This is a genomic window from Streptococcus sp. ALY_211 (assembly GCF_058314555.1).
Genome location: NZ_JBZFUN010000007.1, coordinates 62,956 through 78,557 on the forward strand (window position 1 = coordinate 62,956; position 15,602 = coordinate 78,557).

Sequence of the window (15,602 nt, forward strand, 5' to 3'; positions counted from 1 at the left end):
TAAAATTTTTCTGACAAATTTCAATCAAACACCCCTTAGACTCTCATTTAAAGTGTCCAAGGGGGTCTGATTGTAACTTAATTAGGTGGGGGATATCTAATGATAAGATCTCAGAAATCGCTAAGTTTTAATTTATTTAGGACAGACGGCAGATGTGGGGATTAAGCGTAAGCTACAATACCGTTGCCACCTACCCAAACATTACGGCCTCCGTAACGAATGGTTTGATAGGTCGCCATTTTACCATTAGCATCAAAGTAGTAAACACGTCTATTGATCGTGACAAACTCTCCCTTAGCCTGACGGCCGTCTGCGTGGAAATATTGACGGACACGATTAATAGTTTGCCATCCAGTTACGGCAGCACCGTCACGGCCCATGTAGTACCAGTTACCAGTCTGCTTATTTTGAACGTATCGGTTAGTAACGAGCTGACCCCAGTTGGTCGTAAAGTAATACAGACGATTATTAATTGTGGCAAACTCACCTTTGGCTTGATGACCATCCTCAAAGAAATACTGACGGATATTATTAATGGTTTGCCATCCAGTTACAGCCACACCGCTATTATTGAAATAATACCAGTTATGGTTTGACTGATCCTGAATATAGGTGCTTTTAGCTAGACTGCCATTATCAAAATAATAATGAAGACCTGTATTATCTCTGGTGAAACCTGATACTACTGTCTCAGTCGCTACACCTTGATCGTTGAACTTATAGTTTTTACCATCGATGACCAGCTCACTAGATACTAGCATGCTTCCAGAGTTGGGATCAAAATAATACTGTTTGCCATCAATTGTTACGAGGCTACCTTTAGCTTGAATACCATTTTGATCAAAATAAACTGTCTGCTCACCTATAGTCTTGAAACCAACAGCGACATTACCGTCATTTTCAACATATACCCATTTATCCTGAGATGTTGAGTACCAGCCAGAACGAGTCACCATGCGACCTTTATCGCGCTCAAAGAAATGCAAGCGACCGTTATTGTCTTTAGCGACTCCTCCTTTTAGCTGAACACCATCAGATTGGAAGTAAACTTGGTATCCTTCAACGGTTTGTAAACCGGTTAGCAAGGTACCATCAGATAGGCGGTAACCATATTGATTATTGCCAAGAACTTCCCAACTACCGCTCACATCAGGACTATCAATCAGATCACCACTTCGTGCATCAAAGTAGTATCTTTTTCCATCAAGAATAATACTAGTTCCTTTGGCTTGGAAGCCATAGGCATCAAAGTAGAGGGTACGTCCATTGATGCTCACAAGACCAATAGCTAGAGAGGCATCGCTATTATAGTAACGATATTTAGTTTGACCAGCTGCATTGTAAGCGACAAAACCAGTTTGGTTGACCCGTTTACCACTGTTATCGTAGTAGTAGGACTTGCCGTTTTCAGACCATACGCCGTTGCGTAGTTGCTTACCATTTGGCATAAAGAGATAGGTATCGTTGCCAATGCGGGTTTGACCGACTGCCATCTTACCATCCTCACCAAAATAATACCAACTACCATTGAGCTCTTTAAATTGGTTTTTAAGGGTAGTTCCATCAGCATCTTGGAAGTAAACCGCCCCATCTTTGTTGATCAAGCCGCTTGTCTCAGGACTACCATTCGTATTATTTAAAGCACTTGGCAAGTAGAATTTATCTGTCTCAAGATTGAAGTAACGGCTATTGTCACTCAAGACATACTTAGCACCACGTCCTAGGATGTTGGTACCATTCATGTATTTAGCTGACCAATTTTTAAGTTTGACAGAAGCATCGATTGGCTTTCCTGTCGAAATTTGACGGGTAGTAAAGAGTTCTGGATACAGGCTTTGCAGCTCATCTAAAAACTCACCGCCATATTGCTCTTGGTAGTCACCATAAGAACGCGTATTAACGACATAAGGTGTCCGGTTGATCTGAGCATTTCTGCGGGTATTACCATATTGGTCTACACGTGTAGCGGTAACAACTTCTTGACCTGGAAGATCATAAATTTGGTCTGGCACCCAGTCAGACAAAACCTTAATACCAGCCGCATGCAATCCTTTGATGGCTGCTGCTAGATCTTCTTTTGATCCATACTTGTTATCTTTACTCATGGCCATATCATAACGGTCTTTGAAGGCGTAACCATTCAATACTATAGAATCAAGGAAGCTCCCATCTTCGGTCGATACGTATTGCGGAGCCATTTCAAAGTGTGTGATTCCCCATGATTTGAAGAGATCACCATTTTGTGCAATGACCTTATTTGTATATTGTTCCGGTGTTTGGACAAAAGCTTGGAAGTTTGAAAATCCTTCGTAGATAACTTGGGAATCGAGAGCGTCTGATTGTGTGTAGATATTAGTCGTATTATTTTGAGCCGTACTTGGTGCTGTGCGAACATCCTGATTATCTGCTGCGCCTACTGGTACCCAGACTTGGAGCATCCCCGATACTTGGACATTGGCATAGCTATTAAGCTCAGAACTGCTAAAGCTCAAACGTCCTTGGCTATCGGTATATTTATACTGATTCGACGACACATCACTATCATTGAGGTAAGTTGCAATACCAGTTGAATTTGATAATAATAATGGACGATAGGCTTGATTACGGTGAGCTGCTCCCATGTTTAATGTCAGACCAGATGTTGAACGGAAGTTGGGATTGTTGTTCATCAGTAGAGCCATCCCTGATGTACGAGTTTCAGCTGTCCCTGCATCATTAAGGCTATCTGCCCCTTTACCAAAACGAACAGAGGCTAAAATATTCCCATTTCTAAGTTGGCTCGTTTGAATAGATTGACCACCCGCTACATATTTGATACGGCCTTTGAGCATGGTTGCTATAGCATCATGGAAGGGTGTTTTTGTAGCCATATACTGACCATCATCAGTATACATATCGCCATAGTAGACACGGGTCACGGTATCTTTATTTTGTAACATCCATGCATAAGCCATTGGAAGGTTGTTGGTGTAGTATTGCTTATCAGTGGCGTACATATCATCGTTATAGATTTCAAAGGCCTTATTGAGATCTTCTAAGGTGATATTGGTCAAGCCATCTGTATCTGACTTCCCTAAGCGCTCACGAATAATACGGGCGATACGTGTTTGTACTTCTGAGTCATGTGCACGGATGAAGACATAGTTAGGAATTGGATCGGCAGTCGACGATGAATTACGATTTTTGAGACCTGCAGTAGCCAATCCTAAGATATTGGAGCGTGAATTAGCCGGTGCTGTTAAGGCAGCCAGTAATTGTGTGCGTTGGTCATTGTCAATAGATAATGAAAAGTTGTTATTATCTCTGACATAATCATTGTCGTTGCCAGACCAAGCTTCAAGAATGGATAGATGATCAATAGCATTTTTCTCTGATTGATGGACACCGTATTTAGCCTTGTAATATTGTTCTTGGATTTGCAAGAGGTCAGCATCAACATTATCAACAGCATCCACACGAACACCATCAAAATTAGCATCGGCATCACCCATAACAATCTCCCCCCAATTCATGAGGTAATGGAAATGATTAAGATCCTCTGCTTGGACGATTGGATTAGAATTATCCACATCATTAGCCAGAAGCAATTCATATCCAGCATAACTAGATTTAAAGTATTTTTGACGTCCTGTTTGGAAGGTTGGGTTGCGATTGATCAAGCGGTAGTCTGAATTGGCATGCGGTGTCGCATCACTATTGGTATAAAGGAGAGCACCTCCCTGGAGATGGTCCTGATTTCCATAACTTGTATAGTCTTCAGACTCTATATTCCATTGTGATTGGCTTTTGACAAACTCGCTCATCTTGTTGCGCAGCCATGTTGTATTCCCCTCACTGCTGATACGACGCTCAATGCCTGTCTGGATCTCCTGAACTGCTGTATCAAGATTTCTTGCATTTTGAATCAGACCTTCATTGACCCAGAAATCAACATAAGCTTGCTTTGTAGCAGTATCTGGCCACCACGTCATCAAAATTGGACGCAGATCTTCTGATGTAGCAGCTGTCCAAGTTGTCCCTTCTTTTAAGATTTTACGTGGACGATACCAAGAATCAGCTGTCAAATAGCCATCAACCGCTTCAAAGTTGGCTGCCTCATTGGAATAAGCCTGATTATTGGCAACAAATGAATCAGCTACTTGATTATTTGGATTTGTATTGATTTGAGTAGTTGCTGGGAGCTCAGTTTGGGCTTCTCCAGTTTCTTCATCAAAATAGTAAGTTTTTCCATCAATAACAGCAGCGTAGTTTTTCAAGCGCTCGCCATTAGGATCTACATAGTAAGTCTTATCATCTACTGTTTGTAATTGCGCAGGTTGATCAGCAGATTGATCCAGTGCTTGAGCATCTGCCGGATTTCCTGTTGCAGCTTGGTCTGCAGTGTCTGTTGCTCGAGCAGTATCAGCTATCGCTTGAGGTTGGGTAGCTACTTGCACTTGATCAGATACATTAGCAAGACTATTTTGATCAGATACCACTGCATCTCCATTAGCTATAGCAGCCGTATCTTCAGCATAGACTGCTGGCCCTCCGGCAAGTGCAACGATAAACGACGCAACACTAATGGCTACCCACTTTTTCTTTACCTTGTGCAGCTTATAGCGTGTTTGTTTTTCCATTGTCAAGATTCTCCTTATGACTTGATATTTATTCGATAATTATAACTCCCAGTTTAAGATTTAATTATCTTAATTATTCTAACATTAAATAACTAAAATAAAAGCTTTTATTAATGAATGATACCTATTTGTAATATCGGCAAACTTTTATAGGGATGAAACGCACTGACACTAGATATCATCAGGAGTTTTTTCGCTATTTTGATATCATTTCTTGCTATTTTAGTCAAAAAACTTTTTAATCATTCTATTAAATGTCTTATCTATAACACCCTATTTTCTGGGTCATTGTCTAAAACTGGGTATTATCAAAACAGCCTGAGAATTACTCAGGCTGTTCTTTATGTTCCTCTCACAGTAGCTAATGTCACACCAGTCTTATGATGTGACAATTAGTATTGAGCTAAAAAATCTTAGTGGTATCAGGACTTTTTAGTTGAAGATTTCTTTGTTGTCTTTGATGATTTCTTTACGGGTTCTACTACTTTTATTCTGACACCTACACGGTCTTTAGTTCCATCAGGGTAGGTGACTATAACAGGTACCAATGGCAGCACTCCAATAGTATTTGTCTTTGGAATGGCTTTGGCATTTTCTAGTTTGTAGGTTGTTTCTTTGGGTGCGTAGAGATTGAAGACACGCTTCTCGATGGCTGCAGCCGTTAGCTTAGTGCCTTGTTGCACAACTAGGGGACTGACGATTGGAATATATTTTTGGGCATCAGTCTTTGTCGTATCTGCTGGATCTGGTAAACTGTAACGTTTTAAATTAATAAAAAGTGGTTGCTTAAGTTCAGGACTCATAATAGCATCGAGAGCCTCCTTAGAGGGTGTTGAACTATTCGTGCTTGATATAGTCTTAGGTCCCTGGTCTGATTCAGTACCTGCATTAGAAGCTATATAAGTCACTGAGGACTTCGGTGAGTTTACGCCTGCTTCTTCTTTAGTCTGGATTGGTTGAGACAGATCATCTGGATGGAGCACAGTTGCTTTATCTGTCAAATTTTCAGGTGTCGTTGTGACTTCATCAATAGTCAGTTGACTTTCTTGTCCTGAGATGGTTACTGCTGATGTACTTGAGGGTGACGGAGCAGCCTCATCGGCCCAAGCATAACCATTAAGTATTGCTCCTCCCAAGAGTAAACTAGCTAATATTGAGCTTTTAAGAAAACGCTTGGGAGTCTTCTTAGTAGAGTCAGCTAGTTGTCCAGTCCCATAGGTATTCCTAAGTACTTTGGTTGATTGATGGATGTTTGTCATAGATATCTCCTAAATAGTTTTTATGGCAGCTATTTAGCTGCCGTATGAATAATAACTGATAATTTGTTATCAGTCATTATCTTATGATAGGCTAAATATTTCAGACTTTCAACCCAGAATTTAGAAAGACCCTCTCACTTCATTTACTTTCAGCTACTCTTAACCTTGTTGATTGGCAGCAAACAAAGACGCTCAAATAACTAAAAAAAGCCAGAGCAAATTGCTCTGACTCTTAGGCTAGCTGACTATTGATACTGGTAATACCAATACCCTGTAAAAGATATCAGCAAAATTGAAAACTTCAAATCTTCTTAGATATAGATGACTTGACCATTTTCAACGACATAGCGTCCAGTTACGCTAGCACCGCTATTTTCATCGAAATAGTAACGACGACCATCTACAAAAGCCATTTGTCCCTTGAATTGACGTCCGGTTTCTGGATCAAAGTACATTGTCTTACCATCAATGACTTGCAATCCTTTAACAGCAGCACCTGTTGCATCATAGTAATACCATTCATTGGATCCTGCTGGCTCTTCTACGAAACGACCAGTAATCATGTCTCCAGAGTTAGCATCGTAGAAATGGCGTTGACCATCAATAGTAACACTAATACCTTTAGCTTGTTTACCGGTTTCTGGATCAAAGTAAAGCGTTTGATTATTAACCGTTAAACTTCCCTTGGCTAAGTAGCCATTTTGGTCAGCATAGTACCAATTATTGTCACCAGTAGTGAAGAAACCTGTCTTAAGTGCACCAGATTGTGCATCATAATAGCGTGTTTGGCCATCTACAGTAACAAAATCGCCTTTAGCTTGAATACCAGAATCAGGATGGAAGTAATAAGTTGTACCATCTACTACGACCTGTCCTTTGGCTTGTTTACCAGTCTTAGCATCAAAGTAGCGCCAGTTACCATCTTCTAGATAGAAACCACGAACAACATTACCATCACGATCAGATAAATACCAGTCATCACCATTATCTGTGAAGTAGTCGTTTACAATCTTAGCACCAGAATTCAAATCATAAAAGGCAATATTATTTCCTTGTGCATCTTGACGGAAGCCTTTGAGTTGGATACCTGTATTTTCATCAAAGTAAACTTTTTGACCATAGACTGTTTGCTCTCCTTTGAGCATACGACCATTGGCATCAAAGTATGCCCATTTACCTTCTTCAATTTCTTGGTAAGCGTCTTTGATCATATTTCCAGCATCTTTAGCAAAGAAGCGTGTAGCACCATCAACAGTTACTAATTGACCCTTGACTTGATAACCATCTTTATCAAAGTAATAAGTTACTCCATCAATTGTCTCAAGTCCCGATGCCATGACACCATCGGCATCAAAGTACCGTGCCAACAATGTGTTTGGATCTGTTGGTGAAACAAACTGATACCAGTTTGGTCCAGTGAATTTCACACCAGTTTTACCGTAGTAATAGCGGTTACCGTTTTGGTCTTCACGAATAGCATCTCGGAGTTGGACACCATTTGGCAATGAGTAGTACTCCTTACCATCAACCTTGTAACTACCTGTTGCTAGATAGCCATTTTCATCAAAGAAGTAATAGTTTCCACCTTCAAATATGGCTTGTGATACTGCCTTTTCACCAGATGTAGAATAATAAGTCATTCCCTTACCATCATGATAGAAACCAGTATTAGCCTTGGTATCTCCTGTTAAAGCAGCTGGCAAGAAAGTACCATCAGATGCTACTGTAAAGTAACGTCCTGTTGCATCATCGCTCAATACGTAATCAGCACCTTTCTTAAGGATATTTGTCCCATTGAGGTACTTAGCTTCCCAAGCCTTAATTTTAGTTGAGGTATCTAATTTTTGACCATTAGAAATCATTTCAACATCAAACATACTTGGGTATTTTGCCTTGAGTTCATCCAGAAACTCTCCGCCATAGACAGCTTGATAATCTTGACCACTACCGCGAGTATTGGCTGCGTAGAGGCTCTTATCAATAAAGGCATCTGGCGTTGGATTACCGTAGTTGTTCACACGAGTCGCTGTTACAACTTCTTCACCAGGAAGATCGTAGACTTGATCTGGAACCCAGTCAGCAATGGCTTGAATTCCTGCTGAGTGAAGTGCTTTAAGAGCATTGGCCAAATCTTCCTTAGAACCGTATTTATTGTTCTTACTCATTGCAAGATCGTAACGGTCATCGAAGGCATAACCGTTTTCGATAATAGAGTCGATAAAGGTACCATCATTTGTAGAAACATACTGTGGTGCCATCTCAAAGGAAGTAATTCCCCAATCCTTGAAAAGATCAACATTTTCAGCAATTACTTTGTTGGTGTATTGAGAATCATTTTCTACAAAATCTTGGAAGTTCGAGAAGCCTTCATAGATTAATTGCGAATCATAAGCAGCTGATGTGTTATAAGTCAAATCACCAGTCGTAGACTTGCTAGCTTCAACACGAATATCTTGACCATCTTTGGCTCCAACTGGTACCCAAACGGCTACATAACCGCTCATATCAACGGTTGAATAGCCTTGAACATCTTCAGCTGTGAAGGTCAGATTTCCCTCTGCATCTGTATATTTAACTAGGTTAGTATCGCTATCTTTAAGGTAAGATTTAACTCCATCTTTGGTACCAAGGAGCATTGGGCGATAAGCTTGGTTAGCATGTACTGCACCCATATTAACAGTGAAGCTATCATCTGCTGCTAATTTGAGATTAGGATCGTTACTAACCAAGACAGCCATACCAGACGTACGGCTCAGGTCTGTTCCTTGAGTGTCATCTGGTCTCATGATGTCTTGACCGAAACGGACAGAAGTCATTACTTCTGCACCAGACTCAGTCTTAGCCACATTCATTTGCTGACCACCAGCAACATAGGCAATGCGACCTCGCATCATGGTATCGATCGCATCGAAATATGGAGATTTCACAGCCATATATTGCCCGTTATCTGTATACAAATCTCCATAGTAGACACGTGGAATAGATTCCATGTTTGTCAGTAAGAGAGCGTACGCAGCAGGAATATTATAGTGTGTATAAGTTTTTTCAACCTTGTTCATATCCTCATTATAGATATCGAAAGCTTGTTTCAACTGATCAAGGGTGAAGGTGAAACCATCTGTCGTGCTATCAATTTTTTCTGCAATGATTTGCGCAATGATTGTTTGAACTTCAGAGTCATGGGCACGAACAAAGGAGTAGGTTGGAATAGTGTCGCCATAAGCATAGTTATTGCGACGTTCTTTGTTGTAAGAATCATCTATGAGGTGAGACAGTCCTTGACGCTGTTCCAAAGGACGTGCTAGGGTCCCAAGCGCTGCCAAACGAGAATAGTTATCAATAGAAATGGCTGCACCGTTGGTATCAACGTTATAGTAATTATCGTTGAAGCTCCAAGCTTCCAAGATTGAAAGATGAGCTAGGGCATCTGCTTCTGATTTATTGACACCATAATACTGTTCGAAATAATTAGTGTAAATTTGAAGGAGATCGGCATTGACGTTATCTACCGCATCAACACGCACACCATCAAAATTAGCCTCATCATCTCCCATGACGATCGAACCCCAGTTCATGAGATAGTGCAGTTGGTTGAGCATCTCTGCTTGAACAACTGGGTTAGAATTATCCACATCATTTGATAGCAAGAGTTCATAACCACCGATAGGATTACTATCAGCAAAGTAACGTTGCTCACCTGTTTGCGTAGTTGGTGTGCGGTTAATCAAACGATAGTCGGAATTAGCCCAAGGTGTCAACTCACTATTTTCATAGAGAAGCGCTCCATGTTGTAGGTGATCCTTGCGATTGAGATTTTCAGAATCAACATTCCATCTTGAACGTGTTGTCACGAAGGACGCCATTGTTTCACGCAACCATTGTGTATTATTTTCAGCTGTGATACGTTGCTCAATCTTCGTCTGAATTTGTTGAGCTGCAGCATTCAAGGCAACCTGAGAAGTCTCTGTTGTGAATGATTGGTCAGATCCTCCAAACACTTTAGACATGTAATTTAGGTAGGCAACTTGAGTATCCTTATCAGGCCACCATCCCATCAAGACTGGACGATAATCGTCTTGTTTTGAATTTTCCCATGTTTGGCCATTGCGGAGAATTTTGGCTGGACGATACCAGCTATTAGCTGTCAAATAACCATCTACAAGCTCAAAGCTATCTTGAGTTGAGTCGTAAGCACGGTTGTTGACAGAAAACTCATCCACAATAGGCGTTAAACCAACTGAGTAAGAGTGAGTAGAGGTACTGCTTAACTCACCAGTTTCTCCATTAAAGTATAAGATTTGCCCATCAACAGTAACTGCAAAGTTTTTCTTGTAACTACCATCTTCTTGAACATAGTAATATTTTCCATCAACTTTCTTAATATTATCCAGTGATAGAGCTGCTTTAGTTTCTTGTTCTGTAGGCGCTGCTGCAGGTGTTTGTACTTCTTGTACATCATTTGCAGGTTGTTGTTCTACCGCTTCTGGTGCAGGGGTTGTTGTAGCAGCCGCACCAGCATCATTAGCAGTAGTTTGATTATTTGCAGTGTCAGCTGTCTGAGCTTGTTCAGAGGTCTGATCAGCCTCAGTTGCAGCAGAAGACTGTTCATCTTGTGCTTGACCAGATGGATCAGCAGCATCTTGCTGTGTTGTTACTGCTACCTCTTCTGCTGAAACTTGATTGGCTTGAGTTGTAGCTCCACCTACAACTGTTAACAAACCTGCACTAGCTACTGCAATGGTTACCCATTGCTTTTTAACTTTGTGCAGTTTGTAGCGTAATTTTCTTTCCATTATGACGCTCCTTAATGAAGTGTATTTTTTAGTTAGGAATACTTAAAGTTCCCTAACTTGCAAGTATCTTAACATTTTTATGAAGTCAATTCAATATTTAAGATGTCATTTAGTTTTATTGTTGATTTCATTTAGATGACATTTTTTGAGATAGATTTTGCATGCAAAATCTATCTATTTTTCAGAAAAAATATCACATCTTTTTCTGATATTTCCATCAAAAAAATCTAGATCCATCTAGATCTAGATTTTTCTTTAAAATAAATTTTTCTCAACTTCTTCTTTAATGCGTTGCCATTCTTTTTGTGCACGCTGCAGCTTACGGTGGTAATCCGCCAATCCTGTAGATGCATACTGGACGAGATAGTCTTGCTTAACTAAAGGAATCTGAGGGATTGGAATTTCAAGTAATTCTTCTGTTGAAATATTGAGAACAGACTTACCATGGTCAGCCCTTGCTAGATAGGCCATGCCTAGCTCGGATTCTAAAAATAATTTCAAATAATGGCCATTTAGCTGCTCTCCGGCTCTTAGTACAGTAATGTTGGCAGATGCGACAATGGGACACCCCTGATCTTCAAATACTGCCACTTTTTTTACTGTCCCTTTAGATGCGACAAGGACATCCCCTGTTTCTAAAAGGTATTTTGAAATTTTTTCAGGTATCGCTTGAAATGTCTTAAGATTAGGATAATCAATACCAAATTCCGATATATTTGCTAAACTAACGTAGCTGATTTCTCCCGGCTCAGCTTTACTTGATACAGCCTTTCCTTTAAAGGCTCTGGCCATATGCCCCAGAGGAATCTTGGGGACAGCTGTTTCAAGATAGTCTTCTATCATCACTATGGATCACTCCCTCTCCTTTTGATTCTAGAACGATTAACGAATGTACCCGCTTATCATACCCTATTTTCTTATAAAAATCAAAATAATTTACCACCTGTTCTGAGTCTATCTTATCGAAAGTCTTAGCTTCATGCAAAAAGCTAGGAAGGGTTTTCAGTCTTTCCTAGCTTTCAATATCTTATTTCTAGAGACTCTTAACAGCTGCAATAGCTGCCTGATAATCAGGCTCTGAATTTACATTTTCCAAGTACTCTGTATAGATCACTGTATTACTTTCATCCAAGACCAAAACAGCCCTTGCTAATAAATGCCACTCCTTCATCAAAACGCCATAGCTCTTTCCAAAGCTATTATCAAAGTAATCCGATAGCATAATGGCATTTTCTAAACCTTCTGCACCGCACCACTTCTGCTGGGCAAAAGGCAGATCTGCTGAAATAGTCAGCACAACTGTATCATCCATATTGGACAGTTCCTGGTTAAAGGTCCTGGTCTGCGTTGAACACAAGCCGGTATCAATAGAAGGCACTATGCTAATCACCTTTTTCCCATTGTAATCGGACAGACTCTTGCGGGTCAGGTCTGAAGCGATCAGAGTAAATTCTAGAGCTCTATCGCCAACCTGTAATTGCTTACCTTCTTCAAGGGTAACAGGTTCTCCACGAAATGTTGTCATATCAATCACCTTCCTTTATCTTTCATTTTCATGCCCTATTTGAAGCCCGCCTTAGTTATAGCTATTTACCTTTAAAAGTCTCAAACAGTTCTTTAATTTTTTGAGCGACCGCTTCAGCTTGTGCAGGGATTTGCTCATCTGAATAAGTCGTTAAATACCGATATTGCCCAACTTGGACACTATAGATCGCTTCTTTAAAGACAGCAATATCACTCTTATCATCGCCAAATGCGATATAAGGCTCCTCACTCAACTCTTCTAGAGTCGATACTTTAGAAACATCACTTGGTCCGATATGCAGATATTTCGTTTGATCATTATAAAAAACATCAACATCGTCAATACTAGTTAGCTGGTAAGAAATATCCGCTAAGATATCCTCATGATTGCCCATATAGCAAACCATCTTTAAGGGGTCCTCGAGATTTTTGGCTGGTAGTTTCTTTCCAATATGAAGTGGATCTACTAAATCAATAAAACCGAGGTGCTCTTCATTAGCTGTGGCATAGTTAATATAATTATCCACGAAATAAGGAAGGTTATAGGTTTCAGCATATTGCAGAACTTCCTCATAAGCTTTACGATCAAGTTTGTGCTGAAGAACTAGATTACCTTGATTGTAAGCCATACCACCATTTAATCCAATGACTAGCTCTTTAGATAAAACATCCCCTAATAACTTGACAGTTGCCCGGTAAGCACGAGCCGTAACAAAGCCGATATCGTGCCCATGGTCTTTAGCTTTTAGCAGAATAGCCTTGATATCATTATCAATAGATTTCCCATCAAATGTGAGTGTGCCATCCAGATCAAAAATAAATCTCATAATTAGCTCCTTACTCTCGCTATTATAGCAGAAAGAACCTAGAAAAACTATAAAAATATAAGGGGACTTAAAGCAACTTTATTGTCAGTCTTTGATTCAAAAAAACACTCTAGATCAACTAGAGTGTTTTCATAGGTATTCATCTACTACCAAGTGATTCGATTATTTTTTAAGGTTGTAGAATGATTGAAGTCCTTTGTATTGTGCAACTTCACCCAATTGATCTTCGATACGAAGTAATTGGTTGTATTTAGCCATACGGTCAGTACGTGACAATGAACCTGTCTTGATTTGACCAGCATTTGTTGCAACTGCGATGTCAGCGATTGTTGAGTCTTCAGTTTCACCTGAACGGTGAGAAACTACTGCTGTATATCCAGCTTCTTTAGCCATTTCGATAGCTTCGAATGTTTCAGTCAAAGTACCGATTTGGTTAACCTTGATAAGGATTGAGTTAGCAGCACCTTCTTTAATACCACGTGCAAGGTAGTCAGTGTTTGTAACAAAGAAGTCGTCACCAACCAATTGAACACGGTTACCAAGGCGCTCAGTAAGAGCTTTCCAACCATCCCAGTCGTTTTCATCCATAGCGTCTTCGATAGTGATGATTGGGTATTTGTTTACCAAGCTTTCGATGTAGTCGATTTGTTCAGCTGAAGTACGTTTTGCACCAGTTTCACCTTCGAATTTAGTGTAGTCATAAACACCATCTTCGTAGAATTCTGAAGAGGCACAGTCGAAACCAAGCATGATTCCATTTTCACCAGCTTCGTAACCAGCTGCTTCAATAGCTTTAAGGATAGTTTCTACACCATCTTCAATACCGTCGAAACGTGGAGCGAATCCACCTTCATCACCAACAGCTGTTTCAAGACCACGTTCTTTAAGGATTTTCTTCAAAGCGTGGAACACTTCAGCACCCCAACGAAGGCCTTCTTTGAATGTTGGTGCACCAACAGGCATAATCATAAATTCTTGGAAAGCGATTGGAGCGTCTGAGTGAGATCCACCGTTAATGATGTTCATCATTGGTGTTGGCAACACTTTAGTATTGAAACCACCAAGGTAGCTGTAAAGTGGAACTTCAAGGTAGTCAGCAGCTGCGCGTGCTGCAGCGATAGACACACCAAGGATAGCATTCGCACCCAATTTACCTTTGTTTGGAGTGCCATCAAGAGCGATCATTGCACGGTCGATTCCTTGTTGGTCACGTACATCGTAACCGATGATAGCTTCTGCGATAACTTTGTTTACGTTGTCAACAGCTTTTTGAGTTCCAAGTCCGTTGTAGCGAGATTTGTCGCCGTCACGAAGTTCAACTGCTTCGTGTTCACCAGTAGAAGCTCCTGAAGGAACCATACCACGACCGAATGCACCTGACTCAGTATAAACTTCGACTTCAAGTGTTGGGTTACCGCGTGAGTCAAGGACTTCGCGTGCGTAAACATCAGTAATAATTGACATTACAATACTCTCCTTATGAGTTAATTTTTTTACAGTTTCATCATATCACAAACCCTGTTAATAATCAAACAAAGGCTGTAATTACTCTGAGTTTTTCTCACAGTCGCTGTAGAACTCCTGCTCTTGCGCTAGACTGTTTCCTTATAAATAACTCCTTGTAAGTTATGATACAATGGTAAAAGAGAGGTATGATATATGACAGATTTAGATAAACAAATTCTTAGCAAGGCTTCTGGTGAGACACGGCTTAAACCTGATGAAATGCGACGTTATCTAGGCACCTATCGGGAACGGCTCGTTCTCACGATTAATAAGGGGGAGGGTAACCAACCAGATATCAAGGCAGCCTTTCCGAAAATTTTAGAGGATTTGGCCCAGCATTATGAGCATTTAAAAGTTAAAACCTGCCCTAACTTATCTCAAAGCAACCAACTGTATTATATGAAGTTAGCACAAGAAGCAGGTATCAGCTTTACGAATATCACTGAAGATGGTGGGGAGAAACCTTTTGATCTCTTGATTCATACCGATAAGGCTGTTGGCCTTGATGAAACTAATATTCGTCAACTCTATGCTTCTTTACTAACCGAACAACAGTATTCAGATGATAAGCCTAAGAAATCCTTTTGGAGACGCTTATTTTCCTAATCTTCTTTAGGGGGATTAGAATTCATTTTTTGACTATATTATTATTATCTTGCCACGTAAAAAGGCTGAGAGCAAAGCTCTCAGCCTTTTGTCTTATTATGTGACTTTCAGTCCGTCTCGTTCCGTAGGTGCGAGACAAATAAACCACCCGCTATGCGGGTGCGCAACAGAGGTTATACCAAAAAAACTCCAAACGCGCTACAATAAAGGTGTTCAATCCTATTGTAAAGCGAAAGGAGAAAAGTATGGCACAAAAAGCGCATAGTTTATCACACACAAAGTGGCTGTGTAAATACCACATTGTATTTACCCCTAAGTATAGACGAAAAGTCATCTATAATCCATATCGCAGCAGTTTAGGTGAGATATTTCACCGATTATGTCGCTACAAAGGTGTTGAGATTATCGAAGGACATCTAATGCCTGATCATGTTCATATGTTGGTCAGTATTCCGCCTAGAATCAGCG

At 40.3% G+C, this 15,602-nt stretch carries 9 protein-coding genes; 2 read left to right on the forward strand and 7 right to left on the reverse strand.

Annotated elements, in window-relative coordinates:
• Positions 1 to 161 precede the first annotated feature (161 nt).
• The 7 genes from AC4HAJ_RS06890 to eno all read right to left on the reverse strand — a co-directional run bounded on the left by AC4HAJ_RS06890 (position 162) and on the right by eno (position 14,486).
• Complete coding sequence (locus AC4HAJ_RS06890) at positions 162 to 4,619, reverse strand: glycoside hydrolase family 70 protein (RefSeq protein WP_491079430.1); 4,458 nt, start codon at positions 4,617 to 4,619, stop codon at positions 162 to 164.
• Positions 4,620 to 5,041: 422 nt separating this feature from the next.
• Entirely contained in the window at positions 5,042 to 5,878 is an 837-nt protein-coding gene (locus tag AC4HAJ_RS06895; protein WP_491079431.1) for a Rib/alpha-like domain-containing protein, read from the reverse strand.
• A 311-nt stretch (positions 5,879 to 6,189) separates the two neighbouring features.
• Positions 6,190 to 10,671, reverse strand: a complete 4,482-nt coding sequence (locus AC4HAJ_RS06900) for a glycoside hydrolase family 70 protein (protein ID WP_491079432.1) — start codon at positions 10,669 to 10,671, stop codon at positions 6,190 to 6,192.
• A gap of 255 nt (positions 10,672 to 10,926) precedes the next feature.
• Complete coding sequence (locus tag AC4HAJ_RS06905) at positions 10,927 to 11,520, reverse strand: restriction endonuclease subunit S (RefSeq protein ID WP_491079442.1); 594 nt, start codon at positions 11,518 to 11,520, stop codon at positions 10,927 to 10,929.
• Between the two features lie 184 nt (positions 11,521 to 11,704).
• Positions 11,705 to 12,196 (reverse strand): thiol peroxidase, encoded by a 492-nt coding sequence (tpx, locus tag AC4HAJ_RS06910; protein ID WP_491079433.1) that lies wholly within the window; start codon positions 12,194 to 12,196, stop codon positions 11,705 to 11,707.
• Positions 12,197 to 12,257: 61 nt separating this feature from the next.
• Entirely contained in the window at positions 12,258 to 13,022 is a 765-nt protein-coding gene (locus tag AC4HAJ_RS06915; protein WP_491079434.1) for an HAD-IIB family hydrolase, read from the reverse strand.
• Between the two features lie 162 nt (positions 13,023 to 13,184).
• Positions 13,185 to 14,486: a surface-displayed alpha-enolase gene (gene eno, locus AC4HAJ_RS06920; RefSeq protein ID WP_491079435.1), complete on the reverse strand. Its 1,302-nt coding sequence runs from the start codon at positions 14,484 to 14,486 to the stop codon at positions 13,185 to 13,187.
• A gap of 195 nt (positions 14,487 to 14,681) precedes the next feature.
• Here eno and AC4HAJ_RS06925 point away from each other — a divergent pair, with 195 nt between their 5' ends.
• Together AC4HAJ_RS06925 and tnpA are read left to right on the forward strand one after the other, a co-directional pair.
• The gene (locus tag AC4HAJ_RS06925; RefSeq protein ID WP_491079436.1) at positions 14,682 to 15,134 is read left to right on the forward strand and encodes a DUF1694 domain-containing protein; all 453 of its coding nucleotides are present in this window, start codon (positions 14,682 to 14,684) and stop codon (positions 15,132 to 15,134) included.
• Between the two features lie 245 nt (positions 15,135 to 15,379).
• Positions 15,380 to 15,602: IS200/IS605 family transposase (gene tnpA, locus AC4HAJ_RS06930; protein ID WP_491079437.1), on the forward strand; the 223-nt coding region annotated here is incomplete at its 3' end.

What these genes read in the sequence shown, in the direction of transcription:
- AC4HAJ_RS06890 (WP_491079430.1), bottom strand. Translation starts at nt 4,619, where the DNA reads ATGGAAAAACAAACACGCTATAAGCTGCACAAGGTAAAGAAAAAGTGG.
- AC4HAJ_RS06895 (WP_491079431.1), bottom strand. Translation starts at nt 5,878, where the DNA reads ATGACAAACATCCATCAATCAACCAAAGTACTTAGGAATACCTATGGG.
- AC4HAJ_RS06900 (WP_491079432.1), bottom strand. Translation starts at nt 10,671, where the DNA reads ATGGAAAGAAAATTACGCTACAAACTGCACAAAGTTAAAAAGCAATGG.
- tpx (WP_491079433.1), bottom strand. Translation starts at nt 12,196, where the DNA reads ATGACAACATTTCGTGGAGAACCTGTTACCCTTGAAGAAGGTAAGCAA.
- AC4HAJ_RS06915 (WP_491079434.1), bottom strand. Translation starts at nt 13,022, where the DNA reads ATGAGATTTATTTTTGATCTGGATGGCACACTCACATTTGATGGGAAA.
- eno (WP_491079435.1), bottom strand. Translation starts at nt 14,486, where the DNA reads ATGTCAATTATTACTGATGTTTACGCACGCGAAGTCCTTGACTCACGC.
- AC4HAJ_RS06925 (WP_491079436.1), top strand. Translation starts at nt 14,682, where the DNA reads ATGACAGATTTAGATAAACAAATTCTTAGCAAGGCTTCTGGTGAGACA.